This window comes from Anaeromassilibacillus sp. D41t1_190614_C2 (assembly GCF_015558525.1).
In the GTDB taxonomy this organism is placed as follows: Bacteria; Bacillota; Clostridia; order Oscillospirales; family Acutalibacteraceae; genus Anaeromassilibacillus; species Anaeromassilibacillus stercoravium.
Map to the genome: position 1 here is coordinate 21,859 of NZ_JADMOD010000009.1, position 24,191 is coordinate 46,049.

The window sequence follows — 24,191 nt, forward strand, 5'->3', positions numbered from 1 at the left end:
TACATATTATATTATTTTTTCTACCTAACATTTTTGAAAATCAAAAGGGATAACCCCTTTGTTCAGTGTTCGCCGGGGCGCTTTGCTTTGGAGAGCTTTTGGCCTCGTTTGCGATACTGCTGCGGGGTCATCCCTGTATACCGTTTGAAAATTTGTATGAAATAGCTTTGGGAGATGAAATGTAAAAAGTTACTGATCTCCAAAAAGCTCTCGTCGGATAGGAGGAGGAGATTCTGCGCTTCGCGCACACGTGCCTGCTGGATGTAAGAGGTAATGGTCGTCCCCGTCTCCTGTTTAAAGCGGCGCGAGAGATACCGGGGGCTCAGCTGCACCTGGTCTGCAAGGATCGAAAGGGAAAGCTCCTCGTGCAAATGATCGGTGATAAATTGAATGCACTGAGTGATGGGAAAGGAATACGCTGTCTGCCGCTGGACATTAGCCACCCGTTCGGTCAGGTCGAATACCATGCGTGCGCACAACATGTAGACATCCTTTACCTCCCCGCAGGTTTCCATCTGCTGCACATATACATCGCTGAGGCGGCATGCAGATTCGGCGCTCAGTCCCCCGGCGATTGCGGCGCGTGAAATTACGGCGGCAATCGCAATGGAGGTATCCTTGCTTTGCCGCAAGGGAGTGGAAGAGAGTGTGCCGGCGGTTCCTGAGAGGTAGGTATCCAATAAGCGTTTTAGTTCAGCGGTATTACCGGTCTGGACGCATTTTGTAAACATTTGCTCGAGCGCAAATGGGACTGGCATATTGGTCAATTCCCGCTGGGAAAAGTAGCTGGATTCCAAGGCGCGGTTGATTGCGTCCTGGGGGATCTGCTGCTGTTGGGCGATAAAAAAATCCGAGATGCCGATACTTTCCCCGAAAATTGTCAGATGGAACATCTGCACATAGCGGATAAACTGTACCGTGTTGTAAACAGGGAGCTGTTTGGCAAGGGTGTAGAGCTTATGCGTATCCTTACAGGGATAAAGCGAAGTCAGGTCACGGATGCTGCCCGGAGAGATCTCCTCCAAAAGCGCTGGTCCCAAAATCAAAAAAAGGGATTGTTCATCCATAGAAAAGGAGATGCAGGCACACAATAAGACCGAATGGTATGTCTGTAGGACCGGGCCTTGTTTCGCGCGTGCAATAAGGGATTCAGAAATGGAGCGCGGGAGGCCGATCTCCTGAAATTCTGGGAGAGAGGGAAAGAAAAGGCGCGTGGCCCCATGGATATCAGCAATTTGAATGGGAATTTGTGATACTTCATAGAGCAATTTGCTGAATTCGCGGATGCGTTCCCAATCGTTATCAAATTTCATAGGTTCTCTCCATTCATCGGTTAGCAAAAGCGTTAGGAAAAGTTCAAAAACCGGTAACATGTTTTTATTTCAAAAATATTATACTATAAACACTCTATTCAATATATTATATATACATGAAAACTATTTGAACAAATTATTGCCAACGGAGGTGTGATATGGAGGTCATCGAATTCAAAAATGTGGTTTGGGATATGACGCGCCGGATTTCCGAATGTATGGATGGGATGTTCCGCCCGATTAGCGAACAATATGGCCTGACACACATGCAGATGCGGATTCTTATGGAGCTTTGGTCCGCGGAGGATTCCCCCACAATCGGCCAGCTTGGGCGCACATTGGGGATGACCAGCGGAAATATGTCCTCCATGTGCAAACGTTTAGAGCAAGAAGGCTTCCTTCTTCGGGTCCGGGATTTACAGGATGAACGTATGGTCAAAATCGCCTTATCTGAGAAGGGGAAGGACACTGTCCGGGCGATTGACCGCCTTGCAGAAGAAAAATATGCCTCCTGCTTAGAGAGGCTTGGACGGGAACGGATGGAGCAAGTTGCCGAAAATTTGCGTGAGATCGATGCGCTACTGCGCGACATGTTGGAAAATCATCAGAAAGGAACAGTCGAATGAAAGAACAGAAATCACCGAAAAAATCATTGATCTATTATTATGTAATTGCGCTCGTGGTGCTTCTTTTATTAAATGCACTGGTATTCCCCAGTATATTTGGCACACGGGTAACCGAGGTTTCTTATGACGCATTCCTGGCCCAACTAGAGGCGGGTAAGATCACCTAGGTGGAAGACCAGGAGGATAAAATTGCTTTTATCGGGCAGGACGAAAATGGAAAAGAAGCCGTATTCGTCACCGGCAAAATGGAGGACAGCGATACGCTGAGCAGCCGCCTGGATGAAGCGGATGTTCAATATGGAAAGGAAATCCCGAAAGAAGAGTCGCCGCTTCTTACGTTTATTCTCTCCTGGGTATTCCCCATTTTGATGTTTCTTATTTTGGGGCAGCTGCTCACCCGCTATATGCAGAAAAAGATGGGCGGCCCCAACGCCATGACCTTTGGCAAGAGCAACGCCAAGATCTATGTGGAGGCGCAAACGGGCAAGACCTTTGACGATGTTGCCGGGCAGGACGAGGCGAAGGAAGCCCTTTCGGAGATTGTGGATTTCTTGCACAATCCATCGAAATATGCAGAGATCGGCGCTTCTCTTCCGAAGGGCGCTTTGCTGGTGGGCCCTCCGGGAACCGGTAAGACATTGCTTGCGCAGGCGGTCGCTGGGGAAGCAAAGGTGCCGTTTTTCTCCATCTCCGGTTCGGAGTTTGTAGAGATGTTTGTCGGTATGGGGGCAGCCAAAGTCCGCGACCTCTTTAAGCAGGCCCAGGAGAAGGCCCCTTGCATTGTGTTTATCGATGAGATCGACACCATCGGAAAAAAGCGCGAGGGCGGCATGGGCGGCAACGACGAACGGGAGCAGACCCTCAACCAGTTGCTTACGGAGATGGACGGCTTTGACGGGAAAAAGGGCGTTGTAATCCTGGCCGCGACCAACCGCCCGGATTCCTTGGACAAAGCGCTTCTGCGCCCGGGCCGTTTTGACCGGCGTATCCCGGTGGAACTGCCGGACCTGGCGGGGCGCGAGGCTATTTTGAAGGTTCACGCCAAAAAGATCAAAGTGGCACCCGACATCGACTACAACGCTATCGCCCGCGCGACCGCAGGCGCTTCCGGCGCGGAGTTGGCGAACATCATCAATGAGGCGGCCTTGCGCGCGGTACGCTGCGGCCATTTCAGCGTGACGCAGGCGGACTTGGAAGAGAGCGTGGAGGTTGTCATCGCCGGTTACCAGCGCAAGAGCGCGGTGATCTCCGCAAAGGAAAAAGAGATCGTCGCTTATCATGAAATTGGACATGCGCTTGTTGCCGCGATGCAGAGCGACTCGGCGCCCGTCCATAAAATTACCATTGTCCCGCGTACATCCGGAGCCCTGGGCTATACCATGCAGGTGGAAGAGGGCGAGCGGGTGCTGATGTCCCGCGAAGAGGCGTACAACAAGATCGCCACGCTGACCGGCGGCCGTGCAGCGGAAGAACTGATCTTTGGCTCGTTTACCTCCGGGGCATCCAACGACATCGAGCAGGCGACTAAGCTTGCGCGCTCCATGGTGACCCGGTTGGGCATGAGCAAGACCTTTGACATGATGGCCTTGGAGACGGTCAGCAATCAATACTTGGGCGGGGACGCCTCCTTGACCTGCTCGCCGGAGACCGCGGCTAAGATCGACGAGGAGGTTTTGGAGCTGATCCGTTCTGCGCACGAAAAGGCGATTGCGATTTTGAAGGAGAATATGGAGAAGCTGCATGAGTTGGCGCACTATCTGTTGGAGAGGGAGACCATCACGGGCGAGGAATTCATGGAGATCCTAAAGAAATAATGGGACAGCGGCCGGGCACAGGTGTTTATGCCCGGCCGCTGCTGCTTTTCCGGATGGGTTTTGCTTTTGTAGAGGGCCTATGGTATAATCAATCCATTCCGCATGGCTGACGCTTGCCGGAAACAGGCAACGTATTTGGATGCGGGCTGGACCGCCCTCTTTTGGGCGGATGCGAATCAAATCGAAAACGGGGGATTCCCCGGGAAATAGGAGTGTATCTATGGCTGAACAGTGGAAAATGGTAATCCCGTGCCTGTTGGGGATCGAAGGACTGGTGGGGGATGAATTGTGCGCGATGGAAGCGCAAAATGTGGAACCGCAGAACGGCCGTGTGTTTTTTACCGGAGATGCGTCGATGCTCGCGCGCGCCAACCTCGGCTCACGGTATGGGGAGCGCGTTCTGATTGAACTGGGGAGCTTCGAGGCGCGCAGTTTTGAAGAACTCTTCCAGGGGGTAAAGGCCCTGCCTTGGGAACAGTGGATCGAAAAAGAGGATGCGTTTCCCGTCAAGGGGCGCTCCCTGAATTCCAAATTAGCCAGCGTCCCAGATTGCCAATCCATCATCAAAAAAGCCGTCGTGGAGCGCCTGAAGGGCAAATACCATCTAAATTGGTTTGAAGAGACCGGGACTCTGCATCAGATTCAATTCCTCATCATGAAGGACCACGTCAGCGTCATGCTGGATACCTCCGGGGCGGGCCTGCACAAGCGCGGTTACCGGGCCAATTCCACAGAGGCGCCGATCAAGGAAACCTTGGCGGCGGCGATGGCGTATCTTTCGCGCGTCCGCCGGGATGGGATTGTGATCGACCCATTTTGCGGCTCCGGTACCATTTTGGTGGAATCCGCGCTTTATGCGAAAAATATCGCTCCGGGGCTGCAACGTTCGTTTACCGCGGAGCGCTGGAAGAATATCCCGTCCGCGGTCTGGCAGCAAGAACGGGCGCGTGCGCGGGACCTGGTGCGCCGGGATGCTTCCTTTGCCGGGTATGGATACGACATCGACGGGGCTGCGGTGAACCTGACGCTGGAAAACGCGCGCAAGGCCGGTGTGATCTCCTGCATCCATGCGGAGAAGCGGGATGTGGCGGATTTCCAACCGCTGGGCGAACGCGGCGACGTCATTTGCAACCCGCCGTATGGTGAGCGCCTGCTGGATATCCGCGCCGCGGAAGAGCTCTATCGGACGATGGGGAAGGTGTTTACCCCCAAGAAAAAATGGAGCTATAACATCATCAGCCCCGATGAGACCTTTGAGGAGTGCTACGGCCGCAAGGCGGACCGCCGCAGAAAGCTTTACAACGGCATGATTAAGTGTCAGTTTTATATGTATTATAAAAGCGGGATTTAGCAGATGGACAGCCAGTCCGCTACGGCAAAAGCGGCTGGTTGCCGAAGCAGAAATGCAAGAAGAGGGCTGGAAATTTCAGGGAGAGTGTGCGGAAAGGCTTTTATAGCGCATGCGGCCGGTTGTAGGAGCAATGGCTTGAAACCGCCATATTTTGTGGACTCCCCTTGGAAATCCGGCCCTGCTTTGCATATTTCTGGGTGAATTGTAAATAATTTATGAAATTGCATTTTTTCGGGAAAAACCCCTTGATTTTTCCTGCGTAAGTGGCTAAAATAGTCTTAGCACTCAGAGATAGCGAGTGCTAAGAACATATCGTTTCAAGCGGCGCGGTCAAAGCGTCGAGCAGTTTGAAAGGGTATGCATGGATTTTGTAGGATCTATTTCTGAAGGAGGAAATTTAAATGACAATCAAACCGTTGGCAGACAGAGTTCTGATTAAGATGGAAGAAGCAGAAGAGACCACAAAGAGCGGCATCATCCTGGCAGGTTCCGCGAAGGAGAAGCCGCAGGTTGCGGACGTCATCGCAGTGGGCCCCGGCGGTATGGTAGACGGCAAGGAAGTCGTTATGAATGTCAAAGTGGGCGATCGTGTCATCACCAGCCAGTATGCTGGTACGAACGTCAAGATGGACGGAGAGGAATACACCATCGTCCGTCAGAGCGACATCCTGGCAGTGGTTGAATAAATAAGTATTTAAGAGAATTTATAGTATCATATTTGGAGGAATAGACTATGGCAAAGCAGATCATCTATGGCGAAGAAGCAAGAAAAGCTCTGCTGAGCGGCATCAATCAGCTCGCAGATACCGTGAAGATTACGTTGGGACCTAAGGGCCGCAACGTTGTGTTGGATAAGAAGTTCGGAGCTCCGCTCATCACGAACGACGGCGTGACCATCGCAAAGGAAATTGAGCTGGACGACGCATTCGAGAATATGGGCGCACAGCTCGTGAAGGAAGTTGCCACCAAGACGAACGACGTCGCTGGCGACGGCACCACGACCGCAACGCTGCTGGCACAGGCTTTGATCCGCGAAGGCATGAAGAATGTCGCAGCTGGCGCAAACCCGATGGTGCTGCGCAAGGGCGTACAGGACGCTGTAGACACAGCTGTGGATGCTCTTCGCGAGCATTCCAAGAAGGTTACCTGCTCCGACGACATCGCCCGTGTTGCAACGGTTTCCGCTTCGAATGAAGAAGTTGGCAAGCTGATTGCGGACGCAATGGAGAAGGTCACTTCCGACGGCGTCATCACCGTGGAAGAGAGCAAGACCGCTCTGACGGACTGCGACGTTGTGGAAGGTATGATGTTTGACCGCGGCTATATCAGCCCCTACATGGCGACCGATACCGACAAGATGGAGGCTGTCCTGGACGACGCCTACATCCTGATCACCGATAAGAAGATCTCCAACATCCAGGAAGTCCTGCCGCTCCTCGAGCAGATCGTACAGGGTGGCAAGAAGCTGCTGATCGTTGCAGAGGATGTTGAGGGCGAGGCGCTCACAACCCTGATCCTGAATAAACTGCGCGGCACCTTCAATTGCGTTGCAGTCAAGGCTCCGGGCTTTGGCGACCGCCGCAAGGAAATGCTGCAGGATATCGCCGTGCTGACCGGCGGCCAGGTGATCTCCTCCGAGCTTGGCTTGGAGCTGAAGGACACCACGATTGCCCAGCTGGGCCGTGCACGCCAGGTCAAGGTGGACAAAGAGAACACCATCATCGTTGACGGCGCTGGCAACCCGGACGACATCAAGGCGAGAGTCCATCAGATCCGTAGCCAGATCGAGACCACCACGTCTGATTTCGACCGCGAGAAGCTGCAAGAGCGCTTGGCAAAGCTTGCTGGCGGCGTAGCGGTCATCCGCGTAGGCGCTGCAACAGAGATTGAGATGAAGGAGAAGAAGCTCCGCATCGAGGACGCTTTGGCGGCAACGAAGGCGGCTGTGGAAGAAGGCATCGTAGCAGGCGGCGGCGTTGCTTTGATCGATACGATTCCGGCGGTTGCAAAGCTGTTGGAGAGCGTTGAGGGCGACGAGAAGACCGGCGTGCAGATCGTGCTGAAAGCGCTGGAGGAGCCGGTTCGCCAGATTGCGGCGAACGCTGGCGTCGAAGGATCTGTCATCGTGGAGAACCTCAAGAAGGAGTCCAAGGTCGGCTATGGCTATAATGCATTGACCGGCGAGTATGGCGACATGATCTCCTTTGGCATCGTTGACCCGACGAAGGTTACCCGTTCCGCACTGCAGAACGCAGCTTCCGTCGCACAGACAGTTCTCACCACCGAGAGCCTTGTAGCGGACAAGAAAGAGCCGGTTCCGCCGGCTGCTCCGGCTGATGCGGGCATGGGCGGCATGTATTAATCCAAATTGCAATAAGAAGTTTTGGACCCTGGGTTTCACTTTTGCGGAACCCAGGGCTTCTTTATTATTTTAGATGTAAATTTATGACCGCGGCGCCGTTTATCCAAACGGTGGGAAGTCCGGCTAGAAAGAGCATGTTTCCACGCTCTTGGACCTGTGATAAGATAGGGACAATGAAACACAAATCAAATTTTAGAGGGGGACAAATGTGAATTGGATTGACGAAGTGCATATGAGGCTTAAAAGAAAGAATAAAATTTTATTTGCAAAGGATTCAGAATACTTACAGGATCTGGCGTCGCTGTTTCAAGAACAGGAACATCGGGTTATGGCGTTGTGGGCTTTTGAATTTGCCGCTGAAACGGTTGCAAACCTAGAAGAAAAGTATCCGGATGAGAGACGGCCGCGCGAGGCTTTGGAAGCTGTCCAAGCTTGGGCGGCCGGAAAAATCAAGATGCGTCCGGCCCAACAAAAAATTTTATCCTGCCATACCTTTGCAAAGGAGATCGCTTGTAAAGAAGATATTGCGATGTGTCACGCCGTCGGGCAGGCGTGTGCGGTTGTCCATACGGCCGGACATGCGATTGGTTATCCCATATACGACCTTACTTCCATTATTTACAGATATGGAATAGAGGACGCTTCCAAAATAGTTGAAGAAAGAAAACAAACGTATATAAATCGCTTGCTTTATTGGAAGGAACATTTGGACACATATAAAGGGGAATGGGCAGAATTTATGCGCAAATAGTATCTTATTCATCGAACAGATACAACAGAAATGGCGTCGCAAGAACGCCGAAAAGGCTCTCTATTTGGAGCATGGCTTGCCATCGAAATGGCTGATGAAACAAGCCGATTCAAGTCTGTGTTTAGGCAGTTGCACAGCGTGCAACTCATGCAAACGCGCAGGAGGAACCCAAATAGAGCGTGATAGAAATAAATTTGATGAGGTATTAAAAATGAACATTGAAAAAGTAGAAAAGAATCATGAAGTGTGCGCCATAATCTACAGCGAGGAAATCGTTATCACAGATCCACAATCTGCGTTAGATATATTGATGCGCGCAAAATATGAAGTGGGTACCAAAAATATCGTCATAGATAAAAAGCTGATTGCAGAGGATTTCTTTATCCTTCGCACAGGGCTTGCAGGGGAGATTTTACAAAAATATATAAACTATGGAGGACGTATCGCGATTTATGGGGACTACTCCCACTATACCAGCAAACCACTCAAGGATTTCATTTATGAGAGTAATAAGGGAAAAGATGTGTTTTTTGTGTCTACTCAAAAAGAAGCCATTGAGATGCTGACTCGGTAAATGTTTGTTTATCGGGAGAACAGCAGAGCGGATTAGGCTAGCCAATGATCCGGTTGGACGGTCTGTTTTGTATACTGTTGTTTCCAATCTTCTTGCTTTCTGGTGGCAAAAATGGGGTGGAACAAACGAAAAGGCAGCGTCTTGAGGTGATGGAAGATCACTTGGTTCTATACGCCTTGTCCCAACCATCCATTTGGTGATCGTCACGACCTTGTCCAAATTTTCCCATAGACTTGTTACAGATTTGTAAGCATTGCTCGAAAATGGACCTTTTTCACGATTGAAGAAGCCTGAATCGCCCTTAGAACGTCCCGGCTAGGAGAAAGGAGTAGCTTTTCAAAAGAGGCCGAAATCCGCCTTCCCTGTCTTTTTCCGCGGTTTGAGGAAACCGGCCGGGTATGGTAAGATAGGCACATCACCGGAAAGGAGGTGCGACAATGGGAGGAAGTTCCATTTTTTGGCTTGTGGTCATCGTCATCGCCGTTGTAGTTGAGGCGTGTACCGTGCAGTTGGTTTCCGTTTGGATGGCAATTGGCGGTGTAGGAGCGCTGATCGCTGGCCTGTGCGGAGCGCCGTTTTGGGTACAGACGGCTGTATTTGCCGGCGTCACGGCTTTGGCGCTCTTGATCAGCCGCCCCATGGTCAAAAAGGTGATGCACTTTCAAAAGGTGGACACAAATGCAGGACGCTACATAGGGAAAACTGGCATTGTCACAGCGCGGATCGATAACACGGAAGGGATCGGCCAGGTGACCGTGCTCGGCAGCGTCTGGACAGCGCGTTCCGCCGACGGCTCCGTGTTGCCGGAAGGAGAGAATGTCGTCATCAAAGCGATCGAAGGGGTAAAACTGATTGTAGAACCGGAGAATCACTATCTGAAGACCGAATAACGACGAACTTAACGAGAGAAGAACAAAGGAGAATGGTTTATGCCATATGTAATTGCGATACTTGTTTTACTGCTGATTGTGATCATCATTGCCAATATCAAAATCGTTCCGCAGGCCCATGCGTATGTCATGGAGCGTCTGGGCGCGTACCATGTGACCTGGGAGACCGGCCTGCATGTCAAGATTCCGTTCCTGGATAAGATTGCCAAAAAGGTTTCTTTAAAGGAGCAGGTGATCGATTTCCCGCCCCAGCCGGTGATCACGAAGGACAACGTGACCATGCAGATTGATACGGTTGTGTATTTCCAGATCACGGACCCGAAGCTCTATGCATACGGTGTGGAAAGCCCGATTTCCGCAATCGAAAACCTGAGCGCGACCACCCTGCGCAACATCATCGGCGATCTGGAGCTGGACCACACGCTGACCTCCCGCGATGTCATCAATACGCAGATTCGCCAGATATTGGACGAGGCGACCGATCCCTGGGGGATCAAAGTCAACCGCGTGGAATTGAAGAATATCCTGCCGCCGGCGGAAATCCAGGATTCCATGGAAAAGCAGATGAAGGCCGAGCGTGAGCGCCGCGCCAAGATCTTGGAAGCAGAAGGCCAAAAGCGCAGCGCAGTCCTGATTGCAGAGGGTGAAAAGGAGTCTGCCATCCTGCACGCGGAAGCGTTGAAGGAGGCTAAGATCCGCGAGGCGCAGGGCGAGGCGGAGGCCATCCTCTCGGTGCAGAAAGCCCTGGCTGACAGCATTAAGATGTTGAATGAGGCAAATCCGGGCGAGGGCGTTATCGCGATCAAGAGCTTGGAGGCGTTCGAGAAAGCGGCGGACGGCAAGGCGACCAAGATTATCATCCCATCCAATTTGCAATCGCTCGCGGGCTTGGCGACCTCCCTCAAGGAGTTTGTGTCGGATGATACAAACCTTGCAAAATAACCCATCGTTGCGTCAGAATATACAAAATGGAGGAGAAAAAGCTGGAAACATCATCTGAACTGGACGAAAACACGAATTCCCTGGAAATAGCTTGCTTTTGTACGGAAAATATCCTAAAATAGATGTAGAATTTTGCGTGCCGGCCGTGGCGTCCGGAAAAGCCGGAGGCAGAAAAGGAGACGGAGGTATAGCAATGAAGAGGATTTCCGTTCGCAAAGGGGCGTTCGTGATTCGCCGGATGGGTGTATCCATGTCCATTTTTGCATAAAAAGATAGGCTGCGTCGTTTTGCCGTCGCAGCCTTGTTTTTATGTCTTCCTGCGGATGGAAATCTTCAGACTTTTAAGAAACAGGAGCGTGTAAAAGTATGGCAGTCAAAAAAGTGGCAGTGATTATGGGCAGCGACAGCGACTTCCCCACGGTTTCCGCAGCAATCAAACGCCTCAAAGCGCTGGAGATCCCGGTGGAGGTACACGTGATGTCCGCGCACAGAACGCCCCATGCGGCGGCGGAATTTGCACAGAATGCGGTGCAGAACGGCTTTGGTGTGATTATCGCAGCAGCAGGCAAGGCGGCGCATCTGGGCGGTGTGCTGGCGGCCCACACCACCCTTCCGGTGATTGGCATCCCGATCAAGTCCTCGACCTTGGACGGTTTGGATGCACTCTTGGCAACCGTACAGATGCCCAGCGGAATCCCGGTGGCGACGGTTGCAATCGACGGCGCCGACAATGCAGCGATTCTGGCTGCACAGATGCTGGCCCTCTCGGATGAGACGCTGGCGGCAAAGCTCCTGGAGATGAAGCAGCAGATGGCGGACGGCGTGGCAAAAAAAGACGCCGCCATCCAGGAAAAAGTGGCGGAACTTTAATATTGTGAGACCGGCGTTGCCGGAGAGGAGTAACGTATGAACAAAAACAGCTATAGCGATCGGTATAAAGAGGCGGGCGTGGATGTAACCGCCGGCTACAAAGCGGTAGAATTGATGAAGAGCCATGTGGCGCGTACGCAGATCCCCGGCGTTGTCTCCGGGATCGGCGGCTTTGGCGGGCTGTTTCAGCCGAATCTCAGCGGGATGAAGGAGCCGGTACTCGTGAGCGGCACGGACGGCGTGGGCACGAAGCTCAAGATCGCCTTCCTGCTCGATAAGCACGACACCGTCGGCATCGACTGTGTGGCCATGTGTGCGAACGATGTAGTTTGCTGCGGCGCGAAGCCGCTGTTTTTCCTGGACTATGTGGCTGTGGGGAAGAACGTGCCGGAAAAGGTGGCGGCGATCGTCTCCGGCGTGGCGGAGGGCTGCGTGCAGTCCGGCTGCGCATTGATCGGCGGTGAGACCGCGGAAATGCCCGGCTTCTATCCGGTGGATGAATACGACCTGGCGGGCTTCTGCGTGGGCATTGTGGACCGGGAAAAGATCGTCGACGGATCCAAATTGGAGGCGGGCGATACCTTGATCGGGCTTCCCTCCTCCGGCGTACACTCCAACGGTTTTTCCCTTGTGCGCAAGCTCTTTGCAATCGATGAAGAGAATGTCCGGCTCTATGTACCGGAGCTGGGGGGAACGCTCGGCGAGACGCTGCTGACCCCGACGAAGCTCTATGTGAAGCCGGTGCTTGCGCTGCTGGAGCGCTGCGAGGTCAAGGCGATTTCCCACATCACCGGCGGCGGGTTCTTTGAGAATATCCCGCGCATGCTCAAAAACGGCCTGACGGCAAAGATCGATACCGCTTCGATCCCGAAGCTCCCGATTTTTGACCTGATGCAGAAGACGGGCGCCATTCCCACCCGCGAGATGTACAACACCTTCAACATGGGCGTGGGAATGTGCATCGCCGTGGCAAAGGACCGGGTGGATACCGCGTTGGCGGCCCTCAAAGAGGCTGGCACCGATGCGTTCGTCATGGGCGAGGTGGTCCCCGGTGAGGAGGGCGTCGTCCTATGTTAAACATCGCCGTTCTGGTTTCCGGGGGCGGCACCAACCTACAGGCGCTGATTGACGCCCAAGCGACCGGGCAGATACAAAATGGTGCCATTTCGCTGGTGATTTCCAGCCGAACGGACGCCTTTGCGCTGGAACGCGCTAAGAAGGCGGGGATTCCCACCCGTGTATTGCTGCGCAAAGGGTTTGCAGAGCAGGCGGATTATGACGCCGCTCTGCTTGCCCTGCTGAAGGAATTCCAAATTCAGCTGGTTGTGTTGGCGGGCTTTATGACCATTATCAGCGAGACGGTCATCCGGCAATATGAGAATCAAATCATCAATGTACATCCGGCCCTGATCCCATCTTTCTGCGGGCCGGGATTCTACGGGCTGCATGTCCATGAAGCGGCCCTGGAAAAGGGCGTCAAGGTGAGCGGCGCGACGGTGCATTTCGTGAATGAAGTGTGCGACGGCGGCCCGATCATCTTGCAGAAGGCGGTGGAGGTGCTTCCGGACGATACGCCGGAAACGCTGCAACGCCGGATCATGGAGCAGGCGGAGTGGAAGCTCCTGCCGCGGGCGGTCGAGCTGTTCTGCGCAGGAAAGATTGTTGTGGAAAACGGCAGGACCAGGATCTTGGATTAAGGGAAAGGACGGAACGAACATGGTAACGAAGAATTTGGCGGAGGAGCTGTACTCCAATTCCTATCCGGGGCGCGGCATTGTGCTGGGCCGCAGCGCGGATGGCAAACATGCAGTGATTGCGTATTTCATTATGGGCCGCAGCGAAAACAGCCGCAACCGTGTCTTTGTGCAAGATGGAGCAGGGATTAAGACAAAGGCCTTTGATGAAAGCAAAATGGTGGACCCGTCCCTCATCATCTATTCGCCCGTCCGCGTTTTGGAAAAGACGACTGTGGTGACGAACGGCGACCAGACGGACACCATCTATGACTTTTTGCAGCAGGGGAAGAGCTTTGAGGACGCGCTGCGCACGCGGACGTTTGAGCCGGACGGCCCGAACTTTACCCCGCGCATTTCGGGCGTGGTGGAGCTGGAGACGAATTGCTACAAGCTCTCCATTTTGAAGAGCGCGGATGGGGATGAATCCTCGACCCGCCGCTATTTCTTTGACTACGATGCGCCGCGCGCTGGCGAGGGCCATTTCATCCATACCTATGAGGGGGATGGAAACCCGCTGCCATCTTTTGAGGGCGAGCCGACCCAGGTCAAGCTGGAAGGGGACATCGACGCCTTTACCGCGATGGTATGGAATGCTTTGAATGCAGATAATAAAGTATCCCTGTTTACCCGTTACATCGATTTAGCGACAGGGGAGACAGAAACCCGGATCGTGAACAAGAATCAGGAATAGGAGGAGTATAAAATGGCAAACGAACTCTTGTTGAAATATGGGTGCAACCCGAATCAGAAGCCGTCCCGCATTTTTATGAAGGACGGCGGCGAATTGCCGATCGAGGTCCTCAACGGCAAACCCGGCTATATCAATTTCCTGGATGCGTTCAATAGCTGGCAGTTGGTCAAGGAGCTGAAAGAGGCCACCGGCCTTCCGGCAGCGGCTTCCTTTAAGCATGTCAGCCCGGCGGGAGCGGCGGTTGGCCTGCCGCTGAGCGATGTGGAAAAGAAGATCTATTTTGTGGACGACCTGGAACTGTCCCCGATTGCGAGCGCTTATGCACGCGCACGCGGTGCAGACCGCATGTCCTCCTATGGCGACTGGGCGGCGCTGTCCGACGTCTGCGACAAAGAAACCGCGACGCTGTTGGCCCGCGAGGTATCCGACGGCATCATCGCCCCCGGTTATACCGACGAAGCGCTGGAAATCCTCAAGACGAAGCGTAAGGGCAACTACAATGTGGTGAAGATCGACCCGGACTATAAGCCTGCTCCGGTGGAGTGCAAGGATGTATACGGTGTCACGTTTGAGCAGGGCCGCAATGAGGTCAAAATCGACGAAGCCATGCTCTCCAATGTGGTGACGGACAACAAGAATATCCCTGAAGATGCAAAGCGCGACCTGCTGATTTCCCTGATTGCGCTGAAATACACGCAGTCCAACTCCGTCTGCTACGCAAAGGGCGGCCAGGTGATCGGCGTGGGCGCTGGCCAGCAGTCCCGTATTCATTGCACCCGTTTGGCGGGCAATAAGGCGGATATCTGGTTCCTGCGCCAGCATCCGAAGGTGCTCGGCCTGAAATTTAAAGAGGGCATCCGCCGTCCGGACCGCGACAACACCATCGACGTCTATATCTCCGACGAATACATGGACGTGCTGGCGGACGGCACTTGGGAGAACCTCTTTGCAGAAAAGCCCGAGCCGCTGACCCGCGAGGAGAAGCGCGCCTGGCTGGATACGCTGACCGGCGTTTCCCTGGGGTCCGATGCGTTCTTCCCGTTCGGAGATAACATTGAACGCGCCCATAAGACGGGCGTGCAGTATATTGCAGAGCCGGGTGGCTCGATCCGCGACGACAATGTCATCGAGACCTGCAATAAGTACGGCATTGCAATGGCCTTTACCGGCGCGCGCCTGTTCCACCATTGATGCATCGGAGGGGTTAAGATGAAAATTTTGGTCATTGGCGGAGGCGGGCGCGAGCACGCGATTATCCGCAAGCTGAAGGAAAGCCCGAAGGTGGAAAAGCTCTATTGTGCGCCCGGCAACGGCGGCATTTCCAAGGACGCCGAATGTGTGGCCATCTCCGCAATGGATTTGGATGGAGCGGTCGCCTTTGCAAAGGACAACCAGATCGATTTGGTCTTTGTCGCACCGGATGATCCGCTTGCTGCGGGGATGGTGGACCGCTTCGAAGCAGCGGGCATCCCGGCCTTTGGCCCGAATGCCGCGGCAGCCCAGATCGAGAGCAGCAAGGTCTTTTCGAAAAATTTGATGAAGAAATACCACATTCCCACTGCACGGTATGAGGTGTTCAGCGATCCCAAGGAGGCGGTCGCTTACATTGAGAAGAACAACCAGTTCCCGATCGTCGTCAAGGCGGACGGCCTTGCACTGGGCAAGGGGGTACTGATTGCGGCGAACCTGGAAGAGGCGAAGGACGCTGTCAAAAAGATCATGGAGGACAAGGCGTTCGGCGCATCCGGCAACCAAGTGGTTGTCGAAGAATTCCTCACCGGCCCGGAGGTCTCCGTATTGGCGTTTACAGACGGCAAATGTGTGAAGCCGATGGTATCCAGCAAGGACCACAAGCGTGCCTTAGACAACGACCAGGGCCTGAATACGGGCGGTATGGGAACGATCAGCCCGAACCCCCACTACACGGAGGAGATGGCACAGACGTGCATGGAGACCATCTTCCTGCCGACCATCCGTGCGATGCAGGCGGAAGGCCGTCCCTTCAAGGGATGCCTGTATTTCGGCCTGATGCTGACGCCGGACGGCCCGAAGGTGATCGAATACAATTCCCGCTTTGGCGACCCGGAGGCCCAGGTGGTGCTTCCGCGAATGAAGACCGATCTGGTGGATGTGATGCAGGCGGTCATCGAAGAGCGCTTGGAAGAGCAGCCCATCGAGTGGTACGATGGGGCGGCAGCCTGCGTGGTGATGGCTTCGGGCGGATACCCGGGCTCGTACCCGAAGGGGTTGGAGATCACCGGTTTGGATGAGAATGGACAGGTCGATGGCGCGGTGGTCTATCATGCGGGCACCAAGCTGGAAAATGGCAAATTTTACACAAACGGCGGCCGTGTGTTGGGCATCACAGCAAGGGGAGCAACCTTGGATGAAGCGCTCCAGAAAGCTTATGCTGCGGTAGAGAAAATTCATTTTGATGGCGCACATTATCGCCATGATATTGGAAAAATTGTAAAATAAAGAACCAAGCGCCGCCTGTGCAGATTTTTATCTGTACAGGCGGCGCTTTTGTGGATAAGAGTACAGAACTTATGAAAATAAAGCACTCCCAACGGGCCGTTTGTGTAACCGCCTGTTAGGAGTGCTTCGATTTATTAAGAATGTAGGAGGAAAAAAGCAAGATAGAAAATTCCTACCCCTCGGCCAGATCGGGTCAACCACAGGCCAACGACTGGGCGGAGGGGGAATGTGCCAGCGCTTTTTCTGGGGATGCCTGCACAAATTGGACGATTTGCTTGGTGATAGCGGCATGGCCTTTCTCGTTAGGATGGATGCCATCCGCACAGAAGCAGGATTGATAGTGGCACATCTCTAAAAAGTCCGAGGTGATGTCGATCAGCGGGACGTTTTCTTCGTTTGCAACGCGATATACCGCCATATTGTACATTTCGTGCCAACGGTAGATATGCGCTTCATCGCCCAAAAAACGCAGGATAGCGTCAGAATCCAACCCCTGTGTAATCCAGTGGAAATACCGCTCCGCATCAATTGGGGGAAGGGAAAGCAACACAGGTACGCCGCCATTTTCACGGATTAGCCGGATCATCTCGCGATAAGTGCCGATGAAAGAATGCAATGGCGTTTTGCTCCGTTGGGGAGCAGTTGGCGCTTTGGATACCTCAGCCCAATCAAAATCACAGTCGTTTCCGCCAAATTCTAAGACGATATAGTCATAGTCCGGAATCTTGTCCAGATGCTTCTTTACAAGTTCCAATCCCTTTGTGACCGTACATCCGAATTTTGCATAGTTGGTCACAGAAAGCGAGAAGATATTAGCCAATTGATCGGCAAAACCATTTTTAAGAAGGCTATATTTCTGTTTGACGTGATCGAAGACAACACCTTTTGCCACCGAATCACCAAATACACAGATCTTATTAGGCATAAAAGCACCTCTAAACATCATCTAGTTTTTAATACTATATATCATAATCTAGATAATGTCAAGTGATTGAAAATAAACTTATTTATATTATTTGCAATTCTAGAGATGCTTTTATTTTTTACTCCTCGATCAATGGATATACATGCTGGCCATTATTTTGTAAGGGTGGCCATTTTTCCAACCAGAGAAGAATTCCGGGTAGCGGATACGTTGTTCAAGAATAGGACATCCTGCACACCGTTTGTTTTGACAAAGTCCTGGATGTTGCCGTTCCAATAGCGGTAATCAATCACATGGACCGTTTGGTAGTTGGCTGCTAGGAAGGGGATAAAGGCATTTCCAAACGATTCTTTAATCACCAGGCAGGAGGAACCGTCTGTCAGGTCGGAATTCTGGATGATGGTGTAAGGATTGTCCCCGCCGATGAAGGTGCTGTATTTGGTGGAGGTTGCCCAGTCGGTCACATCCGAGATCAACGGCCAATTGTATGTGTTGCCGTTTCGGTCGGTATACTGCATCTTGATATTCCCCGGGGGGACGTAGGCCACCACGGTATCCGGATTCTGTGCCAAGGCGGGATTCTTATTGGTATCGGAATAGAACGCTCCCAGGAACCCGCTAAACTCCTTTTTCTCGCATTGAGAAAGCTCCAACGGTGTGATTCCCTTTACATCTGCAAACGACCGATAGGCGTAATATGCCCCCAGCGCGGTCCAGTGATGGTCTGTGCGGAAATAGATATATTCATCCGAATGGGCCTTTAGCGTATCGTAGATCTGTACCGACTTGATGGAAGGGGTAAGGGAACCGCTGATATACGCAATGGCGTCCTTTTGTGAAGAGGTATTGAGGCCCTGCCGGAAACTATCCGGCAGCATGATGTCCATGCTGGTGGGGATGACCATGTCGTAAACTTGTGCTGTGCCCTCAAGGGTTTGCGCGGTATGGTTGAGCATCCCGATATATTGATCGGCTACATCTTTGGAAAAGTTGTAGTATTCATAACCGCTGTCCCCAACGATCAGCACGGCTCCAAGGCTCTGCGTGACCTCCCCGGTGACATCTTTTTCTGGGGCCGGCGCTTCCGAAGAAACATCCGGTGCGGAAGAGGGTTCCTCTGGTGCAGAAGTGCTCTCGGCCGTTTCCGGTGCGGAAGAGGATTCCGGGGAGGAAGACGGCCGCGAAGGCGCGGAGGGAATGGCATCGCCCTCTTCCACATCCCCGCTCACCTGTACCGGATGAAGCCCGTATAGCTGTCTTAGATAGCTGTTGCCGGTGATGAATGTATCGCGAAAAGGGAAAGTATCGGAGAACCAAAGGTCGATTTGATCGAAGTAGCTGCCGTCGAAGAGCGCCTGAAGGCTAAAAGGGGGGAATTTGGTCAGTTCCCGCTTTTCGAACTCCGAATAGGTTGGGCGCAAGGGGATGATCCATGAGATCACGGTCAATAGGCCCAAGGATAGGAAAAAAAGCAAAATTTTCCTAGAGTGGAAGGAAAGATTCTTTTTCATGAATATACCTCCCCTTAAAACTGGAAATACAGGAATGGATTATAGCTGTTGCCCACTAAGGCGGCCGTGGAGAGCAAAAGCAGAAGCGGAGGGACAAACATTTGCAGTGCATTATACGCATAAGCTGTCCGTAGGCCGCCGGAAGAGAACCTCTCCCCCAAAGCCTTGAGCAAGGGGGTGGTGGCGATCACCGCCGCAATCAGGAAGAATACATAGTTCAAGAAAACGGTGTTGAATTCAAAATTGGTCAGCGGGTTCCCATTTGCGCCAAACATGCCGCCCAATACGGCGTTCAGTAACACCGGTTGCCGGAAACGGAAGATCGCCCAGCCAAAGAACACGACAATCAAGAGGTAAAGATGCGAAAATATGACGGGGATACGTTCCAATATCCTCCCAAGGAAGAGACGTTCTGCTGCGATAAATACGAAGAAATAAAGCCCCCAGAGTACAAAATTCCAGCTGGCGCCATGCCACAATCCCGTCAGGAACCAGACAAAAAAGAGGTTGGCAATGGTGCGGGGAACACCGTGGCGGTTGCCGCCCAGCGGGATGTAGACATAATCGCGGAAGAAGGAGCCAAGGGAGATATGCCAACGGCGCCAGAATTCGGAGACTGAACGGGAGAGATATGGATAATCGAAGTTTTCCTTATAATGGAATCCAATCATCAGTCCCATGCCGATGGCCATGTCGGAGTAGGCGGAAAAATCGAGATAAATCTGAAGCATGAAGGCAAAGACCCCCAGCCAGAGGGAGAGCACAGGGCGCGCTTGTATAGTGGCCAGATTTTGCGCAAGAGAAGCAGCATTTGAGGCAACTGCATCGGAGAGGATCAGGGTATCGGCTAAGGCGCCGCAGCTATTGGCAAGGAGCGCTTTTTTTGCCAATCCGGTGCAAAACCGGCTGATTCCGCGGCTGATCTCCGCTTTTGTCGCCCTTCGAGAGAGGATTTCCTGGTTGACATCCTGGTAGCGGACAATTGGCCCAGCAATACATTGATGGAACAAACTGACATACATCAATAGCAGCCAAAATTTCTTTTGCGCTTTCACTTCTCCGCGGTACACGTCGACCACATAGGAAATCAATTGGAATGTGTAGAATGATATGCCGATCGGCAACGCAATTTGAGGGATGACGGAGGGAAACCCTGTCAATTGATGGAGTGTTTCCGCAAGGAAGCCTGTATATTTAAAGGCCCCGAGAAGCCCTAAGCTGACCACCAGGGAGCCGATCAAAGCGCCTCTGGCTAAAGCAGGACTTCTTCGATCCCTACCTATTTGGATTAAGCGGGCGAAGAACCAATCGGCGAAGGCCATCCCAATTAAGAGGAATACATAGACGGGTTCCCCCCATGCATAGAAGAATAGGGAAAACAGGAGCATAATGATGTTCCGCGTGCGGATGGTTTTTGCCAAGGAGTAGAATAGCAAATTGAGGGGAAGAAAAACAAATAAAAAAAACAGATTGGAGAAGACCATAAATCACAACTCTTTCATGTAAATTGGGGGATATAGTATAGATGGATTTGGAAGGGAAAAAGACGAGTTTTTCCCGTAAAATTTTTATAAGCCCTGCCTCTTCTTAACCTTTTCTTATTGTACCATGTTTGCATCGGAAGAACAGCAGCAAGAACTCTATTTTCAAAAATCAGACGATAAAATCTTTTCAGCATCCTATTTATGAAATTGTGGACTTTTTCGTATGTGCATTTAAGAGGGATTTTTAGGCAGCAAAAATGCGGCGGGTCCGCTCATTTTCCCCGCCGCATGGAACGATGGACTATTTCAAAGATACGCCAGCTTTGCGCAACGCATTTTGTAAAGCATCCGCATCCATTTGATATTGATGAACCGCCATCCCCAAATTGCTTGCTGCTTCGATGTTTTCGAGACGGTCGTCAATGAAGAAACATTCCTCTGGGATTAGATGATAGCGCTCACAAAGAAGTTGAAAAATGGCTGGGTCAGGTTTCACCAACTTTTCGTCGGCGGAGACGATACAGCCGTCCAACAGCGGGAAGATTGGGATACAGGAACAGTATTGATAAAAGCTGGAGGCGGCATTCGAGAGGATATATAGGCGGTATCCGTTTTCCTTCATTTGTTTGCCGAGCGCGTTGGTCTCTGGGATGATGGTCAGTTGATCGAACCAGTGGCAAAAAAGCTCTTCTGTACGGGCACGCAGGGAGGCTGGCAGCCGTTCGCAGATCTGGCGGAGAGCAGCCTGCGGTTCGATGGTCCCTTGATCCAATAGTGGCCATTCAGGGCCGCCAAAGAGTTCCGTACAAACTTGAGCAGCTTCAGAAGGGTCCGGAAAAAAACGCCGGGTATATTCCATCGGTTGGTAGTCAATCAACACATTTCCCATATCAAAAACAATATTTCGAATCATTTCACTTTCCTCCTTAGCAATTTATTTTCCCATCCAGTCTATTATAACATATCAAAGGCCAAAGAACCTTATCCAAAACAGGACTCCTGAACGATCGACCATGGTTCCATGCCCTCCCATCGGACGAGGAAGGGGAACAGCAAGCCATTGACAAAACCATTCCCGGTGAAGTTATTATAGCATGAACCGCTTAAAAAACGAAGAATGATCTGATTTACAGGGCGCTTTCCAAAAAAATGGCAATGTTACGGATGGTCCGTTCATCGATAAAATGCTCGATACGCTCTACTTGTTCCAGTTCGTTGTCCGAATGATTGATATAGCAAAGGAACTGGTTTAGCAGGTTGTGCCGGTATAGGAGATAGTCTCCCAGAGCGATTCCCTCCGGCGTTGGACGGATACATCCGTACCGCTCCGCCTGGACAAGGCCGGACTCTTTCAAATGATCCACCATTTTGGATGCGGATGACGGCTTGACATTGAGATGTTTGGCCAAAAGATGGACGCGCGTATATCCTTCTTCCCGGCTTAGCCGGCAAATCATCTCCAAATAATCTTCCATGGCGGCCGTCAGCTTATTTTGTTCGGCCAATTCGTATCCCTTTTGCGTATGGAATTTGGACGGCACATCCATGCCCACACCTCCCCCTGGAACATATCCTTCCATAGCGCATATATTAGCAGCAGGAAAGAAAGTTTCCACATCCTAATACTTATTTTGAGGTGAATACACTTATGATTCAGATAGATTCCCTGGCCAATTTACAGGTGGGGGAGCGTGCGCGTGTAGCATCGCTGCTGTCCAGAGGAAGTATGCGCAGAAGGTTACAGGACATTGGCCTAATTGAAGGGACTGAGGTCGAGTGCGTTCAAAAAAGCCCTGCAGGAGACCCTGTGGCTTATCGGATTCGCGGCGCGTTGATCGCGCTGCGGTCGGAGGATTCTTCCAATATTTTGGTAGCGAGCAATGGATGAGCTTGCTGCCTGCTTGCCGGGAGGCGGGGAGAGGCTTCCCGCCTCCCGTTGTATATCCAAATGACAAATGGGGTGATGAAATTGGGGCTGACCAGCAGGTCCACAGGAATCAAAGCGGTGGATATGGGATTGGTGATAAAAAGGCAGAGCGGGGAGGACCGTGTGATCGCCTTGGCTGGGAATCCGAATGTAGGGAAAAGTACCGTATTCAATGAATTGACGGGAATGAACCAACATACAGGAAACTGGCCTGGCAAGACGGTGACCAACGCGCAAGGGACATGTACATACCGGGGGCGTCCTTTTATCCTGGTGGACATTCCCGGGTGCTATTCCCTAATGGCGCATTCTGCGGAGGAAGAGGTGGCAAGGGACTTCTTGTGCTTTGGGCATCCGGACGCCGTAGTGGTTGTGTGCGACGCCACCTGCCTAGAGCGCAATATGAATTTAGTCTTGCAGGCATTGGAGATTACCAACCGGGTGGTCGTCTGCGTGAATTTGATGGATGAAGCAGAACGCAAGGGAATCCGCCTCGATCTGGAACGGATGTCGGAACGCTTAGGGGTTCCCGTTGTTCCAGCGGCCGCACGGTCCCACAAAGGGCTGGACGATTTGATGGACGCCGTATGCCGTCAACTGGATGGCAAAGACGCACCATCTTCCATCCAAGTTTCGTATATCCGCCCCATCGAAGATGCCATAGCCATGTTGCAGCCCTCTGTGGCAACGATCTGCGGGGAGTCCTTGAACGCGCGTTGGCTCTCTCTGCGTCTATTGGATCATGACGATTCCCTACTTCGTTCCCTCAATGATGCGCTAGGGTTTGATTTGTTGGAAAAAGAAGAGATTGTGCGAAAATTACAAGAGGCAAAACAGTGTTTACACAGCCGGGGCATCTCCCAGGAGGACCTCCGTGACCAGATTGTATCCAGCATTGTCCGCACAGCGGAAAAAGTCTGCACCGGCGTAGTCGTTCATGAAAAAACAAAGCGCGAGCTGCGCGACCAAAAAATCGACCGCATTTTGACAAGCAAATGGACGGGGTTCCCGGTCATGCTCCTTCTGTTGGGCGTGATCTTCTGGCTGACGATCACAGGTGCCAATTATCCATCGGAACTCCTTTCTGAAGGTTTGTTTTGGTTGCAAGACCGTCTGATGGATGGGTTCATAGCCATAGGCGTGCCGGCCTGGTTGCGGAGCATGCTGGTGGAAGGGGTTTACCGGGTATTGGCTTGGGTGGTATCCGTGATGCTTCCGCCGATGGCTATTTTTTTCCCTTTGTTCACTTTATTGGAGGACCTGGGCTACCTTCCCCGTGTGGCATTTAATTTGGATAAGTACTTCAAAAAGGCGCATGCCTGCGGAAAACAGGCATTAACGATGTGTATGGGATTCGGATGTAACGCAGCAGGCATTGTCGGCTGCCGGATCATTGATTCTCCCAGAGAACGGTTGATCGCGATGATCACCAATTCCTTTGTACCGTGCAACGGTCGATTTGCGCCACCACACAAAGGGGAAACAAATCCTTTCAGAGGTAGGACGCAGCGCATCTAGGACATGCCAAACACATTGGGGACGTAGGTTTAGGAAATTAATAGGCAATGAGAACAAAGGAAAAGGCGTATGGGAAACATCACTTGCTTGCGTTATTTCCTTCATGTGCCTTTAGAGAAGCGAGAATTTGATCGATAATGGCAATCTTTTGACGGGAAGAAAGGCGGGATTGGTTCAACTTCCGCTCGATTATCTCAAAGTAGAACCCATTAACCTTGTTGATTAGACAGCGGATGGCCTCTCCACTGAGAGGGGCTCCTATGATTCTCTGTACATGGTTTTTTCGCATGAAACTCCTTCCTTTCTGTAGCGTGGGTTAGTATGTATGCGTGCAGGCCCTTGGCGCCATTATGCAGTCCCATTTGGTTTGGGGTGAAGCCTATGTTCGGAAATGTACACTGGCCAAAGAATTTTCTCGAATATGGTGG

Annotated in this window: 21 protein-coding genes and 2 pseudogenes; 17 read left to right on the plus strand and 6 right to left on the minus strand. The window is 52.1% G+C overall.

Going from position 1 to position 24,191, the window contains the following annotated elements:
- Positions 1-62 precede the first annotated feature (62 nt).
- On the minus strand, positions 63-1,313 hold the full coding sequence (locus I2G69_RS08335; RefSeq protein WP_172749497.1) for an AraC family transcriptional regulator: 1,251 nt from the start codon (positions 1,311-1,313) through the stop codon (positions 63-65).
- 158 nt (positions 1,314-1,471) lie between these two features.
- Here I2G69_RS08335 and I2G69_RS08340 point away from each other — a divergent pair, with 158 nt between their 5' ends.
- The 15 genes and pseudogenes from I2G69_RS08340 (at position 1,472) to purD (ending at position 16,398) form a co-directional block, all read left to right on the plus strand.
- Entirely contained in the window at positions 1,472-1,939 is a 468-nt protein-coding gene (locus tag I2G69_RS08340; RefSeq protein ID WP_191362569.1) for a MarR family winged helix-turn-helix transcriptional regulator, read from the plus strand.
- Positions 1,936-3,753, plus strand: a pseudogene (gene ftsH / locus I2G69_RS08345) (ATP-dependent zinc metalloprotease FtsH). The gene I2G69_RS08340 and the pseudogene ftsH overlap by 4 nt, the downstream one beginning before the upstream one ends.
- A gap of 220 nt (positions 3,754-3,973) precedes the next feature.
- Complete coding sequence (locus tag I2G69_RS08350; RefSeq protein ID WP_195560634.1) at positions 3,974-5,104, plus strand: THUMP domain-containing class I SAM-dependent RNA methyltransferase; 1,131 nt, start codon at positions 3,974-3,976, stop codon at positions 5,102-5,104.
- A 401-nt stretch (positions 5,105-5,505) separates the two neighbouring features.
- The gene (locus I2G69_RS08355) at positions 5,506-5,790 is read left to right on the plus strand and encodes a co-chaperone GroES (protein WP_087229495.1); all 285 of its coding nucleotides are present in this window, start codon (positions 5,506-5,508) and stop codon (positions 5,788-5,790) included.
- 47 nt (positions 5,791-5,837) lie between these two features.
- Positions 5,838-7,466, plus strand: coding sequence for a chaperonin GroEL (gene groL / locus I2G69_RS08360; RefSeq protein WP_087229492.1), 1,629 nt, complete (start codon positions 5,838-5,840; stop codon positions 7,464-7,466).
- Between the two features lie 208 nt (positions 7,467-7,674).
- A complete protein-coding gene (locus I2G69_RS08365; RefSeq protein ID WP_191405176.1) occupies positions 7,675-8,217 on the plus strand; it encodes a putative immunity protein in 543 nt (180 codons plus the stop codon).
- A gap of 64 nt (positions 8,218-8,281) precedes the next feature.
- Entirely contained in the window at positions 8,282-8,791 is a 510-nt protein-coding gene (locus I2G69_RS08370) for a DUF4180 domain-containing protein (protein ID WP_330610161.1), read from the plus strand.
- Positions 8,792-9,228: 437 nt separating this feature from the next.
- Positions 9,229-9,681, plus strand: coding sequence for an NfeD family protein (locus I2G69_RS08375; protein ID WP_087229489.1), 453 nt, complete (start codon positions 9,229-9,231; stop codon positions 9,679-9,681).
- A 39-nt stretch (positions 9,682-9,720) separates the two neighbouring features.
- Positions 9,721-10,623: an SPFH domain-containing protein gene (locus tag I2G69_RS08380; protein WP_087229486.1), complete on the plus strand. Its 903-nt coding sequence runs from the start codon at positions 9,721-9,723 to the stop codon at positions 10,621-10,623.
- 366 nt (positions 10,624-10,989) lie between these two features.
- Positions 10,990-11,493 carry a 5-(carboxyamino)imidazole ribonucleotide mutase gene (purE, locus tag I2G69_RS08385; RefSeq protein WP_087229483.1) on the plus strand — a complete coding sequence of 168 codons (504 nt, stop codon included), beginning with the start codon at positions 10,990-10,992 and terminating at the stop codon, positions 11,491-11,493.
- Positions 11,494-11,529: 36 nt separating this feature from the next.
- Positions 11,530-12,570 (plus strand): phosphoribosylformylglycinamidine cyclo-ligase, encoded by a 1,041-nt coding sequence (gene purM, locus I2G69_RS08390; RefSeq protein WP_195560635.1) that lies wholly within the window; start codon positions 11,530-11,532, stop codon positions 12,568-12,570.
- Positions 12,564-13,190, plus strand: a complete 627-nt coding sequence (purN, locus tag I2G69_RS08395) for a phosphoribosylglycinamide formyltransferase (protein ID WP_191395799.1) — start codon at positions 12,564-12,566, stop codon at positions 13,188-13,190. The genes purM and purN overlap by 7 nt, the downstream gene beginning before the upstream one ends.
- A gap of 19 nt (positions 13,191-13,209) precedes the next feature.
- Complete coding sequence (locus I2G69_RS08400; RefSeq protein WP_191406102.1) at positions 13,210-13,920, plus strand: IMP cyclohydrolase; 711 nt, start codon at positions 13,210-13,212, stop codon at positions 13,918-13,920.
- A 12-nt stretch (positions 13,921-13,932) separates the two neighbouring features.
- Complete coding sequence (locus tag I2G69_RS08405; protein WP_191362573.1) at positions 13,933-15,111, plus strand: phosphoribosylaminoimidazolecarboxamide formyltransferase; 1,179 nt, start codon at positions 13,933-13,935, stop codon at positions 15,109-15,111.
- Positions 15,112-15,129: 18 nt separating this feature from the next.
- Positions 15,130-16,398 carry a phosphoribosylamine--glycine ligase gene (gene purD / locus I2G69_RS08410; RefSeq protein WP_191362574.1) on the plus strand — a complete coding sequence of 423 codons (1,269 nt, stop codon included), beginning with the start codon at positions 15,130-15,132 and terminating at the stop codon, positions 16,396-16,398.
- 193 nt (positions 16,399-16,591) lie between these two features.
- Here the strand turns inward: purD and I2G69_RS08415 are convergent, their stop codons facing one another.
- The 5 genes from I2G69_RS08415 to I2G69_RS08435 form a co-directional block, all read right to left on the minus strand.
- A complete protein-coding gene (locus I2G69_RS08415) occupies positions 16,592-17,344 on the minus strand; it encodes an SGNH/GDSL hydrolase family protein (RefSeq protein ID WP_195560636.1) in 753 nt (250 codons plus the stop codon).
- Between the two features lie 131 nt (positions 17,345-17,475).
- Positions 17,476-18,834 carry a DHHW family protein gene (locus tag I2G69_RS08420; protein ID WP_195560637.1) on the minus strand — a complete coding sequence of 453 codons (1,359 nt, stop codon included), beginning with the start codon at positions 18,832-18,834 and terminating at the stop codon, positions 17,476-17,478.
- Positions 18,835-18,848: 14 nt separating this feature from the next.
- Positions 18,849-20,318 (minus strand): MBOAT family O-acyltransferase, encoded by a 1,470-nt coding sequence (locus I2G69_RS08425; protein WP_087229458.1) that lies wholly within the window; start codon positions 20,316-20,318, stop codon positions 18,849-18,851.
- Between the two features lie 301 nt (positions 20,319-20,619).
- Positions 20,620-21,231 carry an HAD family hydrolase gene (locus I2G69_RS08430; RefSeq protein ID WP_191362578.1) on the minus strand — a complete coding sequence of 204 codons (612 nt, stop codon included), beginning with the start codon at positions 21,229-21,231 and terminating at the stop codon, positions 20,620-20,622.
- 214 nt (positions 21,232-21,445) lie between these two features.
- Complete coding sequence (locus I2G69_RS08435; protein ID WP_191362579.1) at positions 21,446-21,865, minus strand: metal-dependent transcriptional regulator; 420 nt, start codon at positions 21,863-21,865, stop codon at positions 21,446-21,448.
- Between the two features lie 101 nt (positions 21,866-21,966).
- On the opposite strand from I2G69_RS08435, the gene I2G69_RS08440 reads away from it, so the two are divergent.
- Together I2G69_RS08440 and feoB are read left to right on the plus strand one after the other, a co-directional pair.
- Entirely contained in the window at positions 21,967-22,206 is a 240-nt protein-coding gene (locus I2G69_RS08440) for a FeoA family protein (RefSeq protein WP_087229449.1), read from the plus strand.
- An 81-nt stretch (positions 22,207-22,287) separates the two neighbouring features.
- Positions 22,288-23,706, plus strand: a pseudogene (gene feoB / locus I2G69_RS08445) (ferrous iron transport protein B); the annotation flags it as partial.
- Positions 23,707-24,191: the final 485 nt, after the last annotated feature.

Bases quoted from the DNA above. Each gene is read 5' to 3' on its own strand.
- I2G69_RS08400 (WP_191406102.1), top strand. From the start codon at position 13,210: ATGGTAACGAAGAATTTGGCGGAGGAGCTGTACTCCAATTCCTATCCG.
- I2G69_RS08420 (WP_195560637.1), bottom strand. From the start codon at position 18,834: ATGAAAAAGAATCTTTCCTTCCACTCTAGGAAAATTTTGCTTTTTTTC.
- I2G69_RS08380 (WP_087229486.1), top strand. From the start codon at position 9,721: ATGCCATATGTAATTGCGATACTTGTTTTACTGCTGATTGTGATCATC.
- I2G69_RS08355 (WP_087229495.1), top strand. From the start codon at position 5,506: ATGACAATCAAACCGTTGGCAGACAGAGTTCTGATTAAGATGGAAGAA.
- I2G69_RS08425 (WP_087229458.1), bottom strand. From the start codon at position 20,318: ATGGTCTTCTCCAATCTGTTTTTTTTATTTGTTTTTCTTCCCCTCAAT.
- I2G69_RS08430 (WP_191362578.1), bottom strand. From the start codon at position 21,231: ATGATTCGAAATATTGTTTTTGATATGGGAAATGTGTTGATTGACTAC.
- purE (WP_087229483.1), top strand. From the start codon at position 10,990: ATGGCAGTCAAAAAAGTGGCAGTGATTATGGGCAGCGACAGCGACTTC.
- I2G69_RS08415 (WP_195560636.1), bottom strand. From the start codon at position 17,344: ATGATGTTTAGAGGTGCTTTTATGCCTAATAAGATCTGTGTATTTGGT.
- purM (WP_195560635.1), top strand. From the start codon at position 11,530: ATGAACAAAAACAGCTATAGCGATCGGTATAAAGAGGCGGGCGTGGAT.
- I2G69_RS08375 (WP_087229489.1), top strand. From the start codon at position 9,229: ATGGGAGGAAGTTCCATTTTTTGGCTTGTGGTCATCGTCATCGCCGTT.
- I2G69_RS08335 (WP_172749497.1), bottom strand. From the start codon at position 1,313: ATGAAATTTGATAACGATTGGGAACGCATCCGCGAATTCAGCAAATTG.
- I2G69_RS08350 (WP_195560634.1), top strand. From the start codon at position 3,974: ATGGCTGAACAGTGGAAAATGGTAATCCCGTGCCTGTTGGGGATCGAA.
- groL (WP_087229492.1), top strand. From the start codon at position 5,838: ATGGCAAAGCAGATCATCTATGGCGAAGAAGCAAGAAAAGCTCTGCTG.
- I2G69_RS08440 (WP_087229449.1), top strand. From the start codon at position 21,967: ATGATTCAGATAGATTCCCTGGCCAATTTACAGGTGGGGGAGCGTGCG.
- I2G69_RS08340 (WP_191362569.1), top strand. From the start codon at position 1,472: ATGGAGGTCATCGAATTCAAAAATGTGGTTTGGGATATGACGCGCCGG.
- I2G69_RS08435 (WP_191362579.1), bottom strand. From the start codon at position 21,865: ATGGATGTGCCGTCCAAATTCCATACGCAAAAGGGATACGAATTGGCC.
- purD (WP_191362574.1), top strand. From the start codon at position 15,130: ATGAAAATTTTGGTCATTGGCGGAGGCGGGCGCGAGCACGCGATTATC.
- I2G69_RS08405 (WP_191362573.1), top strand. From the start codon at position 13,933: ATGGCAAACGAACTCTTGTTGAAATATGGGTGCAACCCGAATCAGAAG.
- purN (WP_191395799.1), top strand. From the start codon at position 12,564: ATGTTAAACATCGCCGTTCTGGTTTCCGGGGGCGGCACCAACCTACAG.